The organism is Bacillus sp. UNC438CL73TsuS30 (genome assembly GCF_000482325.1).
Lineage (GTDB): Bacteria > Bacillota > Bacilli > Bacillales > Cytobacillaceae > Neobacillus.
Genome location: NZ_KI535295.1, coordinates 1,085,280 through 1,106,843 on the forward strand (window position 1 = coordinate 1,085,280; position 21,564 = coordinate 1,106,843).

Here is a 21,564-nt window from a genome sequence, read left to right on the forward strand (position 1 = left end):
AAAGATTTATAGTAAATAATAAAAAGCCGCATGGATAAATTGGTTTATCCATGCGGCTTTTTATTTTTATACGTATTCAAGGACCAATTCGGGTGTGACAAGTTATATCTCCCTGGCCACATCATCCTGCTTCTTCAAAGTCTAAAACGGCAATATCGTTTTTACGAATTTTGGTTTGATAGAGTAAATAAAGGACCCCAATCAGTGTCCAAATGACTCCTCCAATAAGTGCATCTGCATGAAGGTTTGCCCATAAAATCCCCGTTAAGCCTGCACCGATTATCGGCATGATTAAATAAGTGAAAAGATCCTTTGCCGTTTTATATCTCTTTTGCTTAAAGACAAAATGGGCTATGACCGAAAAGTTAACAAATGTAAACGCAATCAACGCTCCAAAATTAATGACCGAAGAAACTAACTCCAAGCTTGGAGAGATGGCGAGCATGGAAACTACCCCAACGAAAACGACGTTAAACGCAGGCGTCCGGAATTTAGGATGCACATAACCAAATAGTTTTCTCGGCAGGGCCCCATTACGCCCCATCACATATAAAAGTCTTGAAACACTCGCGTGGGAAGCAAGTCCGGAGGCTGCCGTTGCCGCAAAGGCACCTGCAAGAAGGAATAGTTTAAAAAGAGTGCCGCCAACATATAATGCAATTTCAGGTAAGGTATCATCAGTATTTTTGAAATTCGAAACATCCGGGAATAAGGCTTGAGCGAAATATCCGGTAACGAAAAAGATGGCTCCACCGATGAAAACCGTTAGCATAATCGCTTTTGGCATGATTTTTTTGTCAACTGCTTCCTCCGCATACATGGTAACGGCGTCAAATCCAATAAAGGAGAAACAAACGACCGTAGCCCCCGTCAAAACGGCACCAAGATGGATATTCGCATGGAAAAGCGGTTCTGTTGTTAAAATGGTTCCTTGCCCCATTCCTTGAGAAAACTTTACAAAAGCCAGAACGATAAAAACCACAATTAAAATTAGTGAAAAAGCAACCAAAATGGAATTCAAATTTGAGGTCTTTCCTATACTCCAAACATTTAATCCTGTACAAATCGCCACCCAAATGAGCACCCATACCCATGCTGGGACACTTGGGAAGATGGATACCATGTAAATTCGAATAATTAGAGCATTCACCATTGGAAGGAGGATATAGTCTAGCAGTGCAGCCCAGCCGACAAGAAATCCTAAGTATGGATTCATTGTCTCCTTTGTATAGGTATAGGCCGAACCCGCACTAGGAAATACCTGTACCATTTTCCCATAACTAATAGCGGTGAACAGCATCACCAATAAAGCTGTAAGGTAGGCAAGCGGAACAACCCCATTTGTTCCTTTAGAAACAATGCCAAAGGTATCAAATGCAATCGTAGGGGTCATATAACCTAAGCCAAGCCCAACGATTGCCCATAATCCAAGTGAACGCTTTAGTGTAACATTCTCCAATTTAAACAACTCCCCTTTATGCACATCTAGCCTATGTGAAATTATTTCAAAATGAAAGCCGTTTCATTTTAAAATTATCCTTCAAAAGCTTTTAAAGTTTAAAAGCCTTCGTTAATTAACCAATCTATTAATCCTCCTTCTATATTAATATAAAATGTAACTGTTTAAAATATTTGCAATTTTCGTGCCAACCATAAAATCATGCAAATTTGGAGTGAAAAGGCCAGGAACTTTCTCCAAAATTCGACTTTTCTCCATCTAGCCAGATTAGGTATACCTGTTATTCTTTATGATTTTTTGCATAATTTACGCATTCTTGCATAATCCTGACATAAAAAAAAGAGGGACAACAAACCTGTCCCTCTCTAACTATTTATAGAGTTGTGGTACGTTCTGCTTCATCGAAATCAAAATCAGTAATTTTAACTTTAAAGAATTTTGTTTGGAATAAAAGATAAATAAACCCTATGACTACCCAGACAATTCCTCCGATTAGGGCATCAGCCTGCAGGTTATACCATAAAATTCCCGTTAATCCAGCTCCTAAAAGCGGCATGACAATGTAGGCGAAAATATCTTTTCCTGTTTTATATCTCTTTTGGCGGAATACAAAATGGGCGATAACAGATAAGTTGACAAAGGTAAAGGCAATTAACGCCCCAAAATTTATAAATGAAGAAATCAACTCCAGACTCGGAGCAATCGCAAGCAATGAAACAACACCAACAAGGATGACATTAAAGGCAGGAGTCCTGAATTTCGGGTGTACGTAGCCAAAAGTCTTCTTAGGTAAGACACCATTTCGTCCCATAACATATAGAAGACGGGACACACTTGCATGTGAAGCAAGTCCCGATGCAACGGTTGCGGCAAAAGCACCTGCAAGGAAAATAAGTTTAAATAATGTCCCCCCGACATATAAGCCAATTTCAGGAAGGGTATCATCTGTTACTTTGAAGTTCGATACGTCTGGGAATAACGCTTGTGCAAAATATCCACAGACGAAAAAGATCGCTCCGCCAATAAAAACGGTCAGCATAATCGCCCGCGGCAGTGTTTTTTGATCTTTGGCTTCTTCCGCATACATGGTGACGGCATCAAAACCAATAAAGGAAAAACAAACAACGGTTGCACCTGTTAAAATATGTCCAAGGTGGATATTGGAATGGAAAAGTGGTTCTGCTGTGAAAATAGTTCCTTGACCCATACCTTGTGAAAGCTTAATAAACGCGAGGACAATAAAGGCCCCAATTAATACAACTTCAAACACAACTAGTATGGAATTCAAGCTTGAAGTTTTCCCCATACTCCATACATTAATAGCCGTAACGATAGCAACATACACAACAACCCAAATCCACGCAGGAACGTTCGGAAATACGGAAACCATATAAATACGTATGATAAGTGCATTAACCATTGGAAGAAGGATATAATCCAGCAATGCTGCCCAGCCGACTAAAAATCCAAGGTGGGGACTCATGGTCTCTTTTGTATACGTATAGGCTGAACCTGCACTCGGAAAAACCTTTACCATCTTTCCGTAACTAATCGCTGTAAAGAGCATAACTACCAGTGCTGTTAGATAGGCAAGAGGTACAACTCCATTGGTCTCTTCCGACACAATTCCAAAAGTATCAAATACAATCGTAGGTGTCATATACCCTAACCCGAGGCCAACAATTGCCCAGAGTCCAAGTGATCGTTTAAGGCTTACATTCTCCAATACTATCAACTCTCCTTATAAAACACTTTACTTTTTAAAAAAATGTAAACGATTTCATTTCATCCTAAACAATAAGATGCTTTAAAATTTAAAGTATCTATGAAAGCAATATTTCAATCATACCCCCAATCTTTGTCGGAATAATAATTAACTGTTTTAAATAGTTGCAATTTTTGTACCAATTTTAATAAAAAGTCCTTAAGTGTAAAAAAAGTTTATTTATACATGTTTTGTTGGAGATTAATAAATAAATTAATTATGAATTTTATTAAACCATGCATAATTTATCCATATATGCATAAATAGACAAAAATTTATTATGTAAACCTTCAAAAAGATTTTTCACAAAATTTAAGGATTTAAACTTGTGTTATCTGAGGGTTCAGAATAAAATAAAAATAAAGTTAACATACTAACCGGTAGGTATGTTTTCTGAGTGATTTGCATATTATTTTGTGGATATTATGGGAGATTCTAAGAATTAGAATGGAGTGAATGGTATGCATTTGCGTCTTACCGATGAACAAAAAATGGTGCAAAAAACAATTAGAAGATTCGTAGAAAAAGAGTTAATTCCACTTGAAAATGATGTGCTGAGAAACGAAAGAGAGGGAAGGCCAAGTCTTCCGCCTGGTAAGCTAAAGGAACTGCAATTAAAGGCGAAGGAAGCAGGCTTTTGGGGCATCAATACTCCAGAGGAATATGGCGGTGCCAATCTTGGCCAAATGATGATGGCAATAGTGTTAATGGAGGTTTCTAAAACCTTTGTGCCATTCCAATTTGGCGGTTCAGCTGATAATATCCTTTATTATGGAAATGAAGAACAAAAGAAGAACTATTTAATTCCCACGATTAATGGTGACAAGAAATCTTGTTTTGCGATGACCGAGCCAGGTGCTGGATCTGATACAAGAAATATTAAAATGACTGCCGTGAAAGACGGCAAGGAATGGGTGCTAAATGGCGAAAAGACCTTTATCACAGGCGGAAACGAAGCGGATTTTGTCATGGCGATTGCGATTACCAATCAAGAGCTCCATCAAAAAACACAGGGCCGAGAAGGGGTTACCTGTTTTATTGTCGATAGGGAAATGGGTTGGAAATCTGAATATATACATACAATGGGAGAATGGGGACCAGCCGGGTTAGTTTTTGAAAATGTCCGTGTGCCGGAAAAAAATATCCTTGGTGAGCTTCATAAAGGATACAATATAGGGCTTGAATGGATTGGGTTTGCCAGATGGATTGTCGGGGCAAGAGCAGTTGGAGCTGCAGAGCGCCTGTTGCAGATGGCCATCGATTATTCAAAAGAGCGGATCACTTTTGGCAAGCCAATTGCCGAAAGACAGGCGATTCAGTGGCAAATTGCCGATTCTGCGGTTGAAATTGAAGCAGCCAGATGGTTAGTGTTAAATGCCGCGTTCACCCTTGATGCAGGGGAAGATAACCGTCACTTAGCTTCAATGGCAAAATTATATGGTTCCAATATGGGTAACCGCGTTGTAGATCGAGTTTTACAAATTCATGGTGGCATGGGCTATACAAAGGAATTGCCAATTGAACGCTGGTACAGAGAAGCCAGGCTTTGGAGAATCTATGATGGTACAGATGAAATTCAGCGAATAATCATTGCTCGAAACCTGATCAAGGGGCATGTGAAAATAGGCCAATCTATTTGAGGTAAGAATTGTAAGCGTTCTCCTATTCATAGTATGATTACTAGAGAAGTAGATAGGTTTTATTGGGAGGAATAAATAATGACTGGAAGATTTGACGGTAAAGTAGCATTTGTCACAGGCGGAAGCCGTGGTATTGGAAAAGGTATTGTTGAGCTTTTTGCAGAAGAAGGAGCAAAGGTTGCCTTTATTGATTTAAATGAAGAAGCATTACATGAAACAACAAGCGCATTAAGAGAAAAAGGCTATGAGGTCTATTCGAAGGTTGCAAATGTGGTCGAGGCTGAGCAAGTGGAAACAGCTGTTAAAGAGGTATTTGAAACATTTGGTTCAGTCGATATCCTTGTAAACAACGCGGGTGTGATCCGTGATAACATGTTGTTTAAAATGACGGATTCTGATTGGCAGATGGTTATGGATGTTCACTTAAAGGGCTCTTTTAATGCAACTCGTGCCGTGCAAAAATACATGGTGCAAAAGAAATATGGCCGGATTATAAACATTTCCTCTACTTCTGCGCTTGGAAACCGCGGCCAAGCCAATTATGCAGCAGCGAAAGCAGGCTTACAGGGATTCACCAAGACATTAGCAATTGAACTTGGCAAGTATGGAATTACCGCAAATTCGGTAGCACCAGGTTTTATTGAAACGGAAATGACCATGGCAACTGCAGAAAGAATCGGCATTCCATTCGAGACTTTGGTTGAAGCAAGCGTTTCTCAAATTCCTGTTGGCAGAAGCGGGAAGCCAGCTGATATCGCAAATGCAGTTGCTTTCTTTGCTGATGAAAAGTCTTCGTTTATCAACGGGCAAGTTATTTATGTTGCAGGCGGACCGAAATGCTAATCATGTGAGGTGGGATGGAATTGTTTAAAGATCAAATTGGCAAGCAATCAACAAAAATAAAAAATGTCGTTGAAAGAGGAGCCGTCAAGAAATTTGCTGAAGCAATTGGCGACTTGCAGCCGATTTATTTTAATGAAGAGATTGGAAAACAATCAAGATATAAAAGCAATATTGCACCCCCCACGTTTCCAAGGGTTTTCGATTATGGGGAAATTGATGGCTTTCATCTTCCTGTTAAGGGCTTGATTCATGGGGAAGAAACCTATCATTATGTTCGACCATTGTTGGTAGGGGAAGAAGTTTTCTGCTTTTCCATCATAAAAAGCTATGTGGAGAAAAATGGCGGCTTTGGGAAGATGGGTTTTCTTGTCCTTGAAAGTTTTGGGGAAGATTCAGCTGGTAATACCATTTTTAGCTCAACTTCGACCATAGTGATTTCTGAAGCAGTAAGGAAGGTGTTAACGCCATGAGTGCATTGTCACAGTTACAGGTTGGAGAATCGTTGAAAGAGGTTCAACTTGAGCCTGTATCTAGGCTCGACTTAATTAAATATGCAGGAGCATCTGGTGATTATAACCCCATCCACACGATTGATGAAGAAGCAATTAAAGCCGGGCTACCGGGGATTATTGCACATGGGATGTGGACAATGGGGAACCTCGCAAAGCTGTTTACGTCCTATTTTGAAGAGGGATTTATTCAAGATTATTCCATCCGTTTTAAAGGAATGGTCTTTTTAAACGATGTCGTCACTCTTAAAGCAAGATTACTAGAGAAACAGGACCTAACTCTTCGTTTTAAAGTAGAAGCAGTGAACCAGGATCATAAAGGAGTGTTAAAAGGGGAAGTCGTGTATCGACTATATTAAATAATTAAATTTGGAAAGGGTATCGCCAATTGAACACTAAGTTTCCTAAAATTGGCGACCTTATTTATTACGCAGAAATGATAGCGTCTACATAACATTATTCTTTACGTTGAGGAGAGTTGATTAATGCTAACCCTTCATTACAATTATTGTCTCAAATACTAAAATCTTTGAAATTGGGTGTCGCAGCAGTTTAATAAAGGGTTTATTTGTTGTTCTTTTCAACTTTTTTAAAGAAAGGATGGATGTTGTGGAGCTTAAGGAGCTGCTCGAAACAAATATATCTCAGTTCGGGGAATATCCTTTTTTGTATTTTAATGAAAAGCAATACACCAATGTAGAAACAAAGAATTTTGCGGATAGCTTTGCTGCGGGATTATTGAAAAAAGGCATCGCAAAAGGGGACCGGGTGATCGTAGTTATGCCTAATTGCCCAGAAGTTGTTTTTGCCTACCAAGGAATCTCGCGTACAGGAGCGATTATTGTTCCCATCATGTTTACCCTTCACTCAAAAGAAATTCAATATATTGCCCACAATTCCGGTGCTAAGGCGGTGATTACCTCATCACCTGTTTTAGAAAAGGTAGAAAATGCACTAAAAGAGCTCCCTGTAAAACCCATCATTATAGCAACAGACCTGCCTTCAAATACGAATCTAGTAAACTTCTACGATGTAATGGACAATTTCAATCAAGACCATTTCGGACAAAACTCAAATGAAGAAGATACAGCCGTTATCCTCTATACATCCGGAACAACAGGCAATCCAAAAGGCGTTTTGCTAACCCATAAAAACTTATTCTCCAATGCCTTGAATTCAGCTACACACAGTGGTACTAAACGCGGGACAACAATAGGTGTACTTCCGCTTGCTCATGTGTATGGTCTGACCATTTCCAATGTCTGTTTTTTAACGGGCAGTTCGATTGCTGTTTTTTCTCAATTCGATGTCAAAAAAGTTTTTAAAGCGATTGAACAATATAAAGTAAAAACCTTTTCAGCCGTTCCGGCTATGATTCATGCCATGGTGTCTTTTCCCGAAGCAAGAAGCTACGATACATCTAGTCTTGAATCGGTTGGCTCGGGTTCTGCTCCGTTGCCTGTCACATTGCTAAATGCCTTTGCGGAAAAATTCGCTGCTCCTGTTTATGAAGGTTACGGGTTATCGGAAGCTGCACCTGTGGTAACGGCTCATCGAAAGGGCATGCCCATTAAACCAGGTTCGGTCGGGGTACCGATTCCAGGAGTGGAAGTTAAAATTGTCGATGACCTTGGAGTAGAGCTCCCAATGGGTGAGGTAGGCGAATTGATTGTCCGCGGCGATAATGTTACGCCAGGTTATTTTCAGAATCCCGAGGAGACGATGCAGGTATTAAAAGATAAATGGTTTTATACCGGTGATATGGCCCGGGTCGATGATGAAGGATACGTATATATAGTGGACCGGAAAAAGGATTTAATTATCCGTGGCGGCTTTAATATCTATCCGAGAGATGTGGAAGAAATTCTTAATGCTCATGTTGAGGTTTATGAAGCTGCAGTTGTAGGTGTGCCGGACGAGCGGATGGGGGAGGAAATGGTCGCCTGTGTAGTAAAAAAACAGGGTTCAAGAGTTTCTGAATATGAATTAATCCGCCATTGCCAACTACACTTAGCGAAAAATAAAACTCCTCGAAAAATTATCTTTCTTAAGTCATTGCCGCGTAATGGTGTTGGTAAAATTCTTAAAACACAACTGCGAAAAGAAGCGATAGAAAATTTTATTCGTTAAATCATCTGAACGCTAGAGCAAAAGGTAAGAAAATAGAAGAGATTTATAGATTTACAGAGAGTGAGCTTGGAGTTTTATAGATTTTAAAAAATATAATAAAGAGGGGGTTTTTTTAAATGAAAAAGACTTTATCACAGTTTATGCTCCGGACAGGGATTTACAGCGGGTCTAATTCCCGGGCTCTTGTACCAGGCTTGTTGAACGGACTAGGTGCGAAAAGGGTTGTACTTTTTAGCGATAGAGGTTTAGAAAAAGCGGGCGTGGTTGAAAAAGTTGCTGATATTTTTAAATTAACCGGACATGGAAGAGGTCCGGAGCTTGTTGGCACCTTCCTTGATATTGCCCAAGACGCAGAAAGTCGCTGTATCAATAAAGCTGTGCAGTATACAAGAGAGGTTGGCGCAGATGCGTTATTAGCTGTCGGCGGTGGAAGCGTAATGGATACGGTAAAAGGGGTAAAATATGCGATGCATAAAGGGTTAGCGGATATTAAGGAAGCGATTCCCGGAGGGGTTTTGTATGAATCGTTTCCGAAGGCCGGCTTCATTCCCATTCCACATATTGCAATACCGACGACGGCAGGTACAGGTTCCGAGGTTTCACCGATTGCGGTTATTTTTAATGAAGAAATTCAAATGAAGACCAATATTATCCATCCATTTATTAATGCAGACATGGCAATTTTGGATCCCGATTTAACGGTCGGGCTGCCACCGGCTATTACTGCCTTTACCGGGTTTGATGCATTAACACATGCCATTGAGGCGCTTGTCTCACCAACTGCAACGGCCTTAACGGATGCACAGGCACTTCATGCGATTCGCTTAATTGAAAAAAATCTTCCTGTTGCTGTTGCAGATGGCGGGAATATTGAGGCAAGAATGAATTTACTTCATGCAAGTTTAATGGGAATTACCGCATTTAGTTTTGCTTTGAATGCAATTCCGGTCCATAATTTGGCACATGCTTACGGGGCACTGTTCAGAATTCCACATGGGTTGGCTAATGCAGTGTTTTTACCGGTAGTGATGGAGTATATTCCGCAGTTGTATTTACCGAAAGTGGCTGAGCTCGCAGAGGCATTGCGAGTGGATGTGAGGGGGGATACTGCAGAAGCGGCCTTGGCAAAGGTTGTCGAAAAAATTAGGGTAATGCAGCATAAGGTTGGTCTTCCAGCTGATTTTAAAGATTACCAGATTTCTGAAGAGGCTCTAAAGCAAACCATTCCTGCGGTGATGAAGGATCCAGCCGCTGCGAGCTTCCCAATGTCGAAAGAATTAATAGCAGCGATTGGACAGATAGTGGTCCCGATAGGTGTGAAGTAGATTGATCTTGTGAAATGCACATGGCGTATTTTGATGCTATGTGCTTTTTTGTTTTTGAACAAGGATGGAGACCTCTAGTGCAGAAACTCCATAAATCTTAGTAAAACAGTCAGATTTATTTTGTATCTTCCTTCAGAATATTATATAATTTTCGTTAGGGTCATCCCCCAAGGGGCTTGTCCGTATATTTTATTCAGTTAAGGAGTAATTCAGATGGAAAAAGTTTTGATTTTCGGGCACAAAAATCCCGACACAGACACAATTTGCTCAGCAATAGCATATGCAGACCTAAAGAAACAACTAGGACAGGATGTTGAACCAGTCCGCTTAGGTGAAATTAATGGCGAAACTCAATATGCTTTAAACTATTTCAACGCTGAAGCACCTCGCTTAGTAGAAACGGTTGCAAGTGAAGTAAATTCAGTCATCCTTGTTGACCACAACGAACGCCAGCAAAGTGCTAACGATATTACCGATGTTCGTGTACTAGAAGTAATTGACCATCACCGCATCGCTAACTTTGAAACAAGCGACCCATTATACTATCGCTGCGAACCAGTCGGATGTACCGCAACCATTTTAAACAAAATGTACAAAGAAAACGGCAAACAAATCAGCAAAGAAGTTGCAGGTCTTATGCTTTCTGCTATTATTTCTGACTCTTTATTATTCAAATCACCAACTTGCACAGAACAAGACGTTGCTGCAGCACGTGAATTGGCTGAAATCGCTGGCGTAGATGCCGATACATATGGTTTAGAAATGTTAAAAGCCGGTGCCGATTTAAGCGACAAAACCATTGAACAACTTATTTCACTTGACGCAAAAGAATTCGAAATGGGTTCTAGCAAAGTAGAAATTGCACAAGTCAATGCAGTTGATACAGACGAAGTCCTTTCACGTAAAGAGGAATTAGAAGCAGCGATTTCAAAAATTGTTGCTGAAAAGAACTTAGATCTGTTCTTGTTTGTTGTTACAGATATACTAACAAACGATTCAGTTGGACTAGCGATCGGAAGCAAAGCAAGTGCGGTTGAAAAAGCCTATAATGTAACGCTTTCTGATAATACAGCTGTATTAAAGGGCGTTGTTTCCCGTAAAAAGCAAATCGTCCCTGTTTTAACAGATATTTTTAACAAAGGCGAATTTTAAGAAGAAAACCCATCATGTGTAAGCATGATGGGTTTTTTATTGAATCTTCATTTACTCTCTTCCTTTTTATCATTTCTTAATAAGAATGTAAGCGGCTGTTCAGAGCCAGTCATTAATTTGTACACATAAGTTGAGGTGACCTTATAACCATCCTCAATTTTTGTCGCCAAGTAATTGGTTCTTTCAAACAGTATTGAACGAATATGGTTTATTTGGCGCAGTATTTTCTCTGTTAATGCTTCCTGGCGATCAAGTCGAGTCAATACTTGATTAAGCATATCCATCATCATCTGCTCATCATGTTCAATATCAGTACGTAAATTGACATTTTTTTCATCCATCGTTTTCATTATATGGTTGAACATTCTTTCCAATTCTTTTTTCTGTTCTTCTAAAAGATCAGCTAATGCATCATTTCGGGAAAATTGTTGATTGGGTTCCTGGATGGACTCAGTGTTTTTATAAAGCTCAGGGAACTTGTTATGATCAAAATATAAACCCATGATTATACCTCCTCCCCTCCAGTATTTTTTGTGTTATTCTATGCATTAAATTACAGAGTGGGACGATGGTTTTTCCATTCTTGACGAAGGAGAAAGGAAACAGATAGCGAATTTATTAGAAATTGACAATAAATATAAAGTCAATTCACGAAGGAGGGTAATGATGGAAATCAGACAATTAAATTCTATGGATGCAGGGCAATATCAGAATCTGCGCTTAGAAGCGTTACAAAAAGATCCTGAAGCCTTTGCTTCAAGCTATGAGGAAGAAAAGGAATACACCCTTGAAACCTATGCAGATCGATTGAAATCCGAAAATGTTTTTACTTATGGAGCATTTGAGAATGACAAGCTGTGTGGGGTTGTAACACTCGTAAGGGAAACAAAGCGAAAAACAAGGCATAAAGTCACTATTTTCGCCATGTACGTTTCCCCTGAAATACGGAAAATGGGAGTAGGGAAACGATTAATGGAGGCAGCCATTGAAAAAGCAAAACAAATGGGCGGTGTTGAGCAAATTACTCTAACTGTTGTATCCACCAATGAATCTGCAAAAAAGCTTTATCATTTATACGGGTTTGAGACTTTTGGCCTTGAGAAACGATCGGAAAAAATTGATCAAACGTATTATGATGAGGAATATATGGTGTTGTTTTTATAATAGAAAAAGCCAGGATCAATCAAAATCCTGGCATTTTTCAATCAACGATATGTCTTACTATATAAAGTAAAGCTATCGATTTTTTCCATACTTGGCTTATAGCCCATTCCAGGACCGTCCGGAACCGTGATGGTACCACTTTCGGCGATAACCTCTGGTTCAATAATATCTTCTGCCCAGTAAAGTGCAGAACCTGCTGTGTCTCCAGGCAGTGTAAAGTTTGGCAGGGAAGTCAAAGCGATATTATGAGCCCTGCCAATTCCTGACTCAAGCATCCCGCCACACCATACTGGTACATTATGTGCCATACAATAATCATGGATTTTCTTTGCTTCGGTCAATCCTCCAACCCGGCCCACTTTGATATTGATAATTTTACAGCTTCCAAGCTTTAATGCCTTGTGTGTATCTGCTAATGAATGGATGCTCTCGTCCAGGCAAATCGGTGTTTTTAATTTTGCTTGAAGCTCCGCATGATCAATAATATCATTATAGGCTAAGGGCTGTTCAATCATCATTAAGTTATAGTCATCCAGTGCGGTTAACAGGTCCATATCGTTTAAAGTGTAGGCCGAATTTGCATCCGCCATTAGCGGGATATCTGGATATACCTTGCGAACCTTGTCAATTAATTCAACGTCCCAGCCTGGCTTAATTTTTAATTTGAAGCGTTTATAGCCTTCCAAGCGGCGCTGATCAATCACCTTTAGCGTATCTTCAATGGAGTCTTTAATGCCAATACTGACACCGACATCAATAGTTTTCTTCGTTCCGCCAAGAGCACTTGCAAGAGAAGTGTTTTGTTCCCTGGCATATAAATCCCATGCAGCCATTTCCAAACTAGCCTTTGCCATGTAATTTCCGCGAATATGAGCAAAGAGTTTTTCTGAGATCTCATTGGGATGACTGAACTCACGATTTAATAAAAGCGGCATTAAAAAATCCTCAAGCATATGCCAATTCGTTTTTACTGTTTCCTCATTATAGTAGGGGGTAGGCATGGCGACATTTTCGGCCCACCCGGTTAGACCATCCTCGTTTTTCACTTCGACAAGAATAAAATCCCGATCTTTTTCTTCTCCGAAGCTGGTGACAAAAGGATAAAGTAAATCCATTTTTAAATGCCTTAAAGTGATTTCTTTTATTTTCATAGCTTTTTCATTCTCCTTTCCTTCATTATGCTTAGTATGTAAAAAAGGCTAACGCCTTGCAATAACAAGGCGTTAGGGGAAAAAATTATTCTCTACTGAAATCTGCCTCTTTTAGTGGAACCATTTTCGTTCTTTTTACTAATTTATAGCCTAAATAGCCGGCAATAAATAATGGCAATCCAATATAGGAAACAAGTATACCATACCAGTCGATTTTATCACCAATAAACGCACCATAATTGGTCCCAAGCGTAGCAACTAAGCAAAGGATTGTTGCTAAAATTGGTCCTAATGGGAACCATTTTGCTACATATGGAAGATCCTTCATATCTTTTCCTTGTGCTTTATACGCTTTTCTGAAGCGCATGTGGGTAATTGAAATACCTAACCAAGACAGGTAACCGGCTAAACCTGCTGCATTTAATAGCCAATTATACACTGTACCATCTCCGAAAAGGGAGGTTAAGAAGCAAAGCATTCCTACAAGTGTAGTAGCGTAAAGGGCGTTAACTGGTACACCGCCCTTATTTACTTTTTTCAAGAATGCTGGCGCTTTACCTTCTTCAGCCAATGTCCAAAGGACACGGGAACCTACGTATAAGGATGAGTTACCTGCTGATAAAACGGATGTAAGGATGACAGCGTTCATTGCAGCAGCAGCAAACGCTAACCCCGCATGTTTAAATACAAGAGTAAAAGGACTGACAGCAATATTTTCTAAGTCGCCGCCTAATAAGTTTGGATCCTTATAGCTAATTAAACAGCCGATAACGAAAATTGCTAAAACGTAGAATAAAAGAATGCGCCAGAAAATTTGTTTAATAGCTCTTGGCATATCTTTCTCAGGGTTTTCACTTTCTCCGGCTGCAACCCCGACCATTTCTGTTCCTTGAAAGGCAAAACCTACGACCATAAATACACTGAAAATGGATAAGAGCCCGCCGTGGAATGGTGCATCACCTTTCGTAAGGTTTTCAAATCCACCGGTAGAACCTTTCATAATTCCAAAAATCATTAATAAACCAACAACAATGAAAAGAATAATCGTTGCAACTTTGATAATTGAGAACCAGAATTCTGATTCACCGTAACCTTTAACTGATAAAACATTTAAGCCGAAAATGATAACTAGGAAGCTCGCACTCCAAACAATACCTGGTACATTAGGAAGCCAGTATTTCATAATTAAAGCGGATGCGGATAATTCCAGTGCAAGAATAATTGCGTTATTATACCAATAATTCCAACCAACCGCGAAACCTAAAGCTGGGTCAACAAATCTAGCAGTATACGTACTAAAAGAACCGGAAATAGGAATAAATGCAGCCATTTCGGCAAGGCTGGCCATAAGGAAATATACCATGATTCCTGCAATTAGATAGGCAGCAATTGCTCCCCCCGGGCCAGCATCATGAATGGTCGCGCCGCTTGCTAAAAACAAACCGGTCCCAATTGTTCCACCCATGGCAATCATCGTTAAATGTCTGGTTTTCAGTTTTCTTTCCAAATGTTCATGTTGAACAGCTTGTCCCATTTGTTCTGATGTCTGAAACTTCTTTGCAGTATTTGACATAAAACACCTCTTTTATTTTATTAAATTTTTATACCGGAAACGCAAGGATACGTCCTGGTTAAAATTTTTTTACGATTAATGAAAAGTTCACCTATAGATGCTAATTGATTTATGTAGTTTATATTGAAAGACAATTTTTGGAATCGCTTTCAATTTTCAACCACTTTCTTTAAGATTTATTCTTTAAAAACATGAAAGCTTGAATAAAGCATTTCTAGTTTTTGCTGGTGGGAATGGATTCGTTTTTGATCTTTTTGCTGGATTCCTTCAATAATCAGGTCAAGTAAACTAATGACGGATGCAATCGAATTCACTCCAGTATCGGCATTCTCTTCTGTCGTAACGACTATATCTGAAATCCGCCCAATGGGTGAGAGGAGGCGGTCCGTAACCGCGATTATCTGAATACCGTGGTTTGCAGCACACTCCGCTATTTTAATCGTTTCATTTGAATAGCGCGGGAATGAAAAAACGACAACGGCCGAATTTTCTGTAAGATTACAAAATTGCTCGACAAAATTTCCATTAGGAGAACAAAGGTTGACGTTTTCCCTTAAGGTACTAAGCCTATAGGAAAACCAGTAGGCTGCAGCGTGGGAAAGACAATATCCTGCAATTAATACTTGGTCTGCCTTGATAAGGGTATCTACTGCATTCCAAATCTCATTAATATTCGTTGGATTAAGCATATGTCTTAAAATATGGACTTCATTTTCAATTACCTTTCTAAAGGGATCATTGATTTCTTCTTGTTGATTGCTTTCCAAAGGCTCCACCTGATGTTGTTGAAGCAATTGATTTTGTATCGTTGTCTGCATGTCACTAAATCCTTCAAAACCTAGTGCAAAAGAAAGTCTAATCACAGTGGTTTCGCTGACACCAGTTTTTTTTCCAATTTGATACGCTGTTTTGAAGGCAAACTCATCTAGATGTTCAATTAGATAATTGGCCACCTTTTTTTGGCCCGCTGATAAAGGGGAGAATTTCTCTTTGACCAAAAGCTTAATCGGAAGTTGTTTCATCTCATCCTCCTTCCTCACTTTAGCAGATTAGAGAATTAGTAAGGTAGTAATTCAGTGAATTAAATCCTTCATTATTTTAATTCTGCTGCATGAAATCCTTTAATACTTAATAAACTATCATATCTTTGCTAAAAATAGAAGAATTATTTTTAGTTTTCGGACTTTTTTAATAAAAATCTAATTTATGGTATTTTAAAAAGAGGAGGTGGAAATAAATGAATCGATGCGGCTGGGTAAATCAGGATCCATTATATATCGATTATCATGACCACGAATGGGGCGTGCCGGTTTATGATGATCGCCAGCTATTTGAGTATTTGAATCTTGAAGGAGCACAGGCAGGGTTAAGCTGGTATACGATTTTAAAGAAACGAACCAATTACCGGAAGGCATTCGACAACTTTGAGGCAGAAAAAATTGTTGACTATAATGATCGAAAAATTGATGAGCTGCTAAACAATGAAGGTATCGTCAGAAATAAATTAAAAATCCGCGCAGTTATTACGAATGCGCAAGCATTTATAAATGTGGTGGAGGAATTTGGCTCGTTCAGTGCCTATATCTGGTCATTTGTCGATGGGAAGCCGATTCAAAATCACTTTAAGGACTTATCAGAAGTACCTGCCACTACCGAAATTAGTGATCGACTTAGTAAAGATTTAAAAAAGCGTGGCTTTAAATTTGTCGGCTCAACAATTTGTTATGCTTTTATGCAGGCTGTGGGAATGGTCAACGACCATGTAATGACATGTGATTGTTATAAGAAGATAACGCATGAAACACAAAAGGGAACGGGTGAAATTTAACCGGTTCCCTTTTTCTATTTAGGTAGTGTAGGCATACAGTTTAGTCGTGATTTCTGCAAGCAATCTCTTACTTTCCCGATAATTCCGTTCTCGTTGCTTTTCAACTCTAATTCTCACTGAATGCTTTTGACTATAGACTTGATAGCCAACTCCATGAGCCTTGTGCATGGCTTTTTCCATTTCACTCGTGTAATTCAATTCTAATGGATTGATAAAAAATCCCCTCCGTTAGGTTTTTTATTGAACAAATACATCTTACCATCAATGGATTTGTATTCACAAAGCGGATATACCAGTGTATGCCTCCATATCAAGCGCTTAGTAAGAGTGTCAGGAGGTCACCTCGTCAATCCTTAAAATAATGGCAGTTTCCTTCCAATATGGGCATGTTTTAGCAATAAAATCATTAAAAGTTCCAAATAATAGGAGTTGCATAGCTGTTTATTAATAAATACAAATACAACAGAAAGTGGTGCTGCGTTATGAAAGTAAAGGACTTTATGATAACAAGTGTGATTGCCGCCAGTCCCGACGCCACAATTAAAGATGTAATGAAAATAATGGTTGAAAGAAAAATCGGCGGTGTGCCCATCATGGATAAGGAAGGGAAATTGCAGGGGATTGTTACGGATGGGGATATTTTGAGGGCGATTCAACCGGTTGACCGCCGAATTAATGACTATTTTTCTTTTATCAGTTATCATTGGGAACAAAATTTAGAGAGCAAGATTAAAGAGATGGCGAATCTGAAAATCATAAAAATCGCCAAAACCCATGGTTTGGTAACAGTTTCACCTGAGGATGATGTGAAACAGGTGGTACAACTTTTAGCGAAACACCATTTTAAAAAGCTGCCGGTGATTGATCAATACAGTCATGTGCTGGGTGCCATTAGCAGGGGGGATATGATTCGCTGCGTTCAAAACACGGTATTTGATAAGATGAGTTAAAAATAAGCCCATCACTTCAGTGGGAAGTGATGGGCTTAATAAAATAATTGTTTATTTAATTCATTGATTTGTCCAGCAGGAAATCTCCTTTTGGTAAGGTAATAATCTTTCCACCAATTTGCACATGAATGGTATCGTTAAAGATGGCCTTCACGATTCCTTTTAAGGAAATGGTTGAATTAATGTCAATTTTTTTCGGTTCAGAATTGGCTGCCAAATTATTCACACCTTCCAAGGTAGTATGGTGATATTATATAGGATGAAGACCACAAAACACTAGACAGAAGTATTGGGATTTTATGATTATTCACATCATATGAAAATCTTTCCGGCAGGTGCCTAGATATTTCAATCCTACAGTAATTTTCTTTAATAATTCGGTGAAAAAATCAAAAATCCTGTTCACATCAGAAATTTTTAAAAAATTATGTTCATGTTATATCCAATCTCATTTAGTCAAGGGGTGCCAACTAAGAAGTGGATATAACATGAACTATGGTTCATAGTATTACATGGTTTAAGTAAACTGTCAATGGAAATATGAACAGAGGTTCACCTTTTTGTAATTTATGATATGATTGGATCTGAGGTGATAAAATGTCAGACCGTGAAGACCAGTTGGTTGGTGATTTTCCACTTGTTCCAAAACAAGAGCGTGCTCAGCAAAAAAGGAATGCTCTCCTAGAAAGTGGGCATGCGTTGTTTATTTCAAAGGGCTATGAACAAACAACCGCAAAGGAAATTGCCGCCAAAGCAGGGGTTGCTACAGGGACCTTTTATCGGTATTTTTTAGATAAACGTCAATTATTAATGGCGCTATTAGAAGATAAAATTGAAAAACTGATGCCTCCTGAACCAAGCTGGGTAATCGGGAATCCTGAAACAAGGTTAGCTGAACTGTTTGAAGTGCATGGGAATAGATTGCAGCGGCTTGGATTACATCGTGTGTTACCTGAATTAATATTAAAGGATCCGGAGCTTTCAAAGGTTATAGCTTCTGCAAAATTGAAAATTCACAGCAGAATCTATGCAGGATTGGAAAAAGCTAGTGAGAAGGGTCTAACCTGGAATGACTTAGATTTAAACACACTTACTTGGTCGATCATGCTGCTTGCTGAGAATACAACCGGTAAAGTGTTGGAATCAGGGGATACCGAGGAATATCAAAAAACTGCTAAAATAATCTGTAGAATGGTTTTCCCTCCTGAGGTATTGAAAAAATTACAAACTGACGAAAATTACGAAGAAAATTTAGAGAATTGAGAGAGAGGGAGTTTTCGGTTGGAAATTGAACAATTCCTTAATATAAAAGAGATTAAAGAATTAAAGGTTGAATTAACACGTTTTATGATGGCCTATAAGTTTGCCTTGGATGAAATGAATACAAAAATAAGTATTCTTCAGGATGAATTTAATTTTATACATGACTATAACCCGATCGAGCATGTGAATTCGCGGTAAAAATCGCCGGAAAGTATTTTAAAAAAGGTTTACCGCAAAGATTTTGATTTTACGTTAGCCAGCATCAAGGAAAATATTAAGGATATTGCGGGAATAAGAATTACCTGTTCCTTTCGCTCTGATATTTATGAAATAAGTAAAATGATTGCAAACCAAAAGGATGTTAGAGTTGTTGAATATAAAGATTACATTCAAAATCCCAAACCAAATGGCTATCAAAGCTTGCATCTTATTTTGGAAGTACCAATCTTTATGTCTGACCGGGAGGAATTAGTTTATGTCGAAGTCCAAATCCGAACGATCGCAATGGATTTTTGGGCAAGTTTAGAGCATAAAATTTATTACAAGTATAATGAGGAAGTTCCTCAGAAAATGATTGTAGAGTTAAAGGAAGCTGCAACCATGGCTACTCATTTAGATCAAAAAATGGAACGACTTCACAAAGAAATATCGGTCATCAAAGAGGAGAATAAAAGAAAAGAAGAGACAAGTATTTTTAATCTTGTTGGTCATCAATTCTCTATTCCCATGTTAGAGACATTAATGGAAAAGGTCGGGGACCGAAAGTAAAAGCACTTTTTTTAAAAGGTGCTTTTTTTATCGCTCTTTAAGGCGAATTTACCCATATATAAATGGAAAATATTTTATTTTTTTGTTTGACATTTTACTATAGGGGGGTATAGTATATTATATATTAAAACTACAAAAATTAAAATAAATTTTAGCTGACAGGTTAGATTAAATACCAAATAATAGAAGGGAAGTAATAAAATGAAAAAATGGGCTCTTGCAGCAATAGTCTATTTGCTCGCCATTATTGGCGGCTATTGGGTATACGATGCCAATTTTAAGACGGAAGCTAAGACAACGATGGATATGAATCATGAATCACTGGTGTCAACGAGTGAAAGTCATGCCCAAAATGAGTCAGGGTCGGCCCACCATCATGAAAGTACAGGTATAGAAGCAGGAGAAGTAAAACCAACTTTTAGCTATAAAGATGGCAATATAGAAATTACGCTAAAGGATATGCAAAATAATCCTGTTAATGACCTCGATGTTAATCATGAAAAATTGATGCATTTAATTGTGGTGAATGATCATTTGGATCAGTATTATCACATCCATCCAAAAAAAGTAGGTCCCGGGAAATTTGTAATTCGCTATCCGTTAGCAGAAGGTAAATATATAGCGTTCATTGATGTGAAGCCAAAAAACCTGGATTATAAAGTGGAACCTGTTCCTTTTAATGTTGGTAATCCAGTGTCTTCCCATACCCATCCAGCATTAGTTCCAGATCAAACTTTTGTAAAAACAATAGATGGAGAGAAAGTGGAGTTGAACGTAAGTTCTTTTGAAGCCGGGACTCCTGTGACATTAGTGTTTCAATTGGATGACTCCAAACTTGAGCAGTATTTAGGTGCTGCTGGTCATGTTGTTATTCTAAACGAAAATGTAAATCAATACTTGCATGTCCATCCAAAAGATGAACAAAGACCCGTGTTCGAAACCCAATTTGACCATCCCGGCACCTATAAAATTTGGGCCGAATTTAAACAGGCTGGAAAAGTTAGAGTATTTCCATTTATAATTAAAATTAAGTAATCATCCATTTATATGTTATAGGATTGTCAGCCTATGTCTAATCCATTACGATACCGGGGTATGATATGATAATGAAAAGGAGGGCGTGCGGATGTCTATTGATCATAATAATGAAGAGGTAATCGTGGATGATGAGTGCTGCGCTTCAGAAGGAAGCCACAGAAAAAGCCATCATTCAGATAAGGTAAAAAACAATCTCGTAACACGTCTCAATCGGATTGAGGGCCAGATTCGTGGAATTAAAGGATTGATTGAAAAAGATACGTACTGTGATGATGTGATTACGCAAATTTCCGCAACCCAATCAGCTCTAAATAGTGTGGCAAAGATTTTATTAGAGGGACATTTAAAAAGCTGTGTACTTGAAAGAATTCAAGAAGGGGACATGGAGGTTCTTGATGAGGTTCTAGTAACGATTCAAAAATTAATGAAAAAATAACGGGGGTTATAAACATGGAAAGCATTACGTTAAATGTTAAGGGTATGTCCTGCGGCCATTGTGTAAAGGCAGTGGAAGGCAGTGTCGGAGAGCTTCAAGGTGTGAAGAAGGTACAGGTTCATTTAGATAAAGGTACAGTTGATATCGAATTCGATCAAAATGTTGTTACGGTTAGCAAACTAAAAGAAACGATTGATGATCAAGGATATGATGTAGTGTAGGATCAGTAAAAATTATATACTAGCAATATAGATTACTTCTGTTATAATAAGTAGGGAAATAAACTTCATACTGTAAAATGTAGGGGAGCCGGTGTAGCCGGTTGAGAGTTCGTTCTAAAAACGATGACCCTTGGAACCTGATCTGGTTAGTACCGGCGGAGGGAACATATTCTTAAACAAATAAATTGTTTGCCAATATGCACTCGAGGTTCTTAGAACTCGGGTGCTTTATTTGTTTTGGGGCAATTTTTGTTCTATTATGCTTATAGTAGCTAAATCGGTCTGCAAAATGAATTCTAGTTTATTTCCACTATTCATTCCGAACATTTCGGAAATTTTACATATGGGG

General features: G+C 38.6%; 21 protein-coding genes, 1 pseudogene and 1 riboswitch. Of the genes and pseudogenes, 15 read left to right on the forward strand and 7 right to left on the reverse strand.

The genetic code is table 11. The features are described from left to right. Positions 1-121: 121 nt before the first annotated feature. Complete coding sequence (locus tag M028_RS0119165; RefSeq protein WP_026575318.1) at positions 122-1,459, reverse strand: APC family permease; 1,338 nt, start codon at positions 1,457-1,459, stop codon at positions 122-124. A 373-nt stretch (positions 1,460-1,832) separates the two neighbouring features. Next, positions 1,833-3,185 carry an APC family permease gene (locus M028_RS0119170; RefSeq protein ID WP_026575319.1) on the reverse strand — a complete coding sequence of 451 codons (1,353 nt, stop codon included), beginning with the start codon at positions 3,183-3,185 and terminating at the stop codon, positions 1,833-1,835. 500 nt (positions 3,186-3,685) lie between these two features. Here M028_RS0119170 and M028_RS0119175 point away from each other — a divergent pair, with 500 nt between their 5' ends. From M028_RS0119175 to M028_RS0119205, 7 genes are all read left to right on the forward strand, one after another. Then, positions 3,686-4,864: an acyl-CoA dehydrogenase family protein gene (locus M028_RS0119175; RefSeq protein WP_026575320.1), complete on the forward strand. Its 1,179-nt coding sequence runs from the start codon at positions 3,686-3,688 to the stop codon at positions 4,862-4,864. 78 nt (positions 4,865-4,942) lie between these two features. Continuing rightward, positions 4,943-5,707 (forward strand): 3-oxoacyl-ACP reductase FabG, encoded by a 765-nt coding sequence (gene fabG, locus M028_RS0119180; RefSeq protein ID WP_026575321.1) that lies wholly within the window; start codon positions 4,943-4,945, stop codon positions 5,705-5,707. A 20-nt stretch (positions 5,708-5,727) separates the two neighbouring features. Beyond that, a complete protein-coding gene (locus M028_RS0119185; RefSeq protein ID WP_026575322.1) occupies positions 5,728-6,177 on the forward strand; it encodes a MaoC family dehydratase N-terminal domain-containing protein in 450 nt (149 codons plus the stop codon). Further along, on the forward strand, positions 6,174-6,575 hold the full coding sequence (locus M028_RS0119190) for a MaoC/PaaZ C-terminal domain-containing protein (RefSeq protein ID WP_026575323.1): 402 nt from the start codon (positions 6,174-6,176) through the stop codon (positions 6,573-6,575). Before M028_RS0119185 ends, M028_RS0119190 begins: the two co-directional genes overlap by 4 nt. Positions 6,576-6,825: 250 nt before the next feature. After that, positions 6,826-8,346 (forward strand): long-chain-fatty-acid--CoA ligase, encoded by a 1,521-nt coding sequence (locus tag M028_RS0119195; RefSeq protein ID WP_026575324.1) that lies wholly within the window; start codon positions 6,826-6,828, stop codon positions 8,344-8,346. Positions 8,347-8,462: 116 nt separating this feature from the next. Further along, positions 8,463-9,671 (forward strand): iron-containing alcohol dehydrogenase, encoded by a 1,209-nt coding sequence (locus tag M028_RS0119200; RefSeq protein ID WP_026575325.1) that lies wholly within the window; start codon positions 8,463-8,465, stop codon positions 9,669-9,671. Positions 9,672-9,884: 213 nt separating this feature from the next. After that, positions 9,885-10,823, forward strand: a complete 939-nt coding sequence (locus M028_RS0119205) for a manganese-dependent inorganic pyrophosphatase (protein WP_026575326.1) — start codon at positions 9,885-9,887, stop codon at positions 10,821-10,823. Positions 10,824-10,870: 47 nt separating this feature from the next. Here the strand turns inward: M028_RS0119205 and M028_RS0119210 are convergent, their stop codons facing one another. Further along, complete coding sequence (locus M028_RS0119210) at positions 10,871-11,326, reverse strand: hypothetical protein (RefSeq protein WP_026575327.1); 456 nt, start codon at positions 11,324-11,326, stop codon at positions 10,871-10,873. A gap of 163 nt (positions 11,327-11,489) precedes the next feature. Between M028_RS0119210 and M028_RS0119215 the strand changes: the two genes are divergently transcribed. Then, the gene (locus M028_RS0119215) at positions 11,490-11,987 is read left to right on the forward strand and encodes a GNAT family N-acetyltransferase (RefSeq protein WP_026575328.1); all 498 of its coding nucleotides are present in this window, start codon (positions 11,490-11,492) and stop codon (positions 11,985-11,987) included. Positions 11,988-12,028: 41 nt separating this feature from the next. Here the strand turns inward: M028_RS0119215 and menC are convergent, their stop codons facing one another. The 3 genes from menC to M028_RS0119230 all read right to left on the reverse strand — a co-directional run bounded on the left by menC (position 12,029) and on the right by M028_RS0119230 (position 15,733). Then, complete coding sequence (gene menC / locus M028_RS0119220) at positions 12,029-13,138, reverse strand: o-succinylbenzoate synthase (protein WP_026575329.1); 1,110 nt, start codon at positions 13,136-13,138, stop codon at positions 12,029-12,031. Between the two features lie 85 nt (positions 13,139-13,223). Continuing rightward, complete coding sequence (locus tag M028_RS0119225) at positions 13,224-14,711, reverse strand: amino acid permease (protein ID WP_081810785.1); 1,488 nt, start codon at positions 14,709-14,711, stop codon at positions 13,224-13,226. A gap of 176 nt (positions 14,712-14,887) precedes the next feature. Further along, entirely contained in the window at positions 14,888-15,733 is an 846-nt protein-coding gene (locus M028_RS0119230; protein WP_026575331.1) for a MurR/RpiR family transcriptional regulator, read from the reverse strand. Between the two features lie 215 nt (positions 15,734-15,948). Between M028_RS0119230 and M028_RS0119235 the strand changes: the two genes are divergently transcribed. Continuing rightward, entirely contained in the window at positions 15,949-16,539 is a 591-nt protein-coding gene (locus M028_RS0119235; RefSeq protein ID WP_026575332.1) for a DNA-3-methyladenine glycosylase I, read from the forward strand. Positions 16,540-17,021: 482 nt separating this feature from the next. Continuing rightward, entirely contained in the window at positions 17,022-17,489 is a 468-nt protein-coding gene (locus tag M028_RS0119240; RefSeq protein WP_026575333.1) for a CBS domain-containing protein, read from the forward strand. A gap of 55 nt (positions 17,490-17,544) precedes the next feature. Here the strand turns inward: M028_RS0119240 and M028_RS33405 are convergent, their stop codons facing one another. Next, positions 17,545-17,706 carry a hypothetical protein gene (locus M028_RS33405; protein WP_165976193.1) on the reverse strand — a complete coding sequence of 54 codons (162 nt, stop codon included), beginning with the start codon at positions 17,704-17,706 and terminating at the stop codon, positions 17,545-17,547. A gap of 380 nt (positions 17,707-18,086) precedes the next feature. On the opposite strand from M028_RS33405, the gene M028_RS0119250 reads away from it, so the two are divergent. The 5 genes and pseudogenes from M028_RS0119250 to copZ all read left to right on the forward strand — a co-directional run bounded on the left by M028_RS0119250 (position 18,087) and on the right by copZ (position 21,215). Further along, positions 18,087-18,752, forward strand: a complete 666-nt coding sequence (locus tag M028_RS0119250; protein WP_026575334.1) for a TetR/AcrR family transcriptional regulator — start codon at positions 18,087-18,089, stop codon at positions 18,750-18,752. 18 nt (positions 18,753-18,770) lie between these two features. Further along, a pseudogene (locus M028_RS30415) lies at positions 18,771-19,520 on the forward strand (GTP pyrophosphokinase). 201 nt (positions 19,521-19,721) lie between these two features. Further along, the gene (locus tag M028_RS0119260; RefSeq protein WP_026575335.1) at positions 19,722-20,555 is read left to right on the forward strand and encodes a hypothetical protein; all 834 of its coding nucleotides are present in this window, start codon (positions 19,722-19,724) and stop codon (positions 20,553-20,555) included. Between the two features lie 91 nt (positions 20,556-20,646). Continuing rightward, the gene (locus M028_RS0119265) at positions 20,647-20,994 is read left to right on the forward strand and encodes a metal-sensitive transcriptional regulator (RefSeq protein WP_026575336.1); all 348 of its coding nucleotides are present in this window, start codon (positions 20,647-20,649) and stop codon (positions 20,992-20,994) included. 14 nt (positions 20,995-21,008) lie between these two features. Beyond that, positions 21,009-21,215, forward strand: a complete 207-nt coding sequence (gene copZ / locus M028_RS0119270) for a copper chaperone CopZ (RefSeq protein ID WP_026575337.1) — start codon at positions 21,009-21,011, stop codon at positions 21,213-21,215. A 71-nt stretch (positions 21,216-21,286) separates the two neighbouring features. Beyond that, positions 21,287-21,396, forward strand: a riboswitch (TPP riboswitch). Positions 21,397-21,564 lie beyond the last annotated feature (168 nt).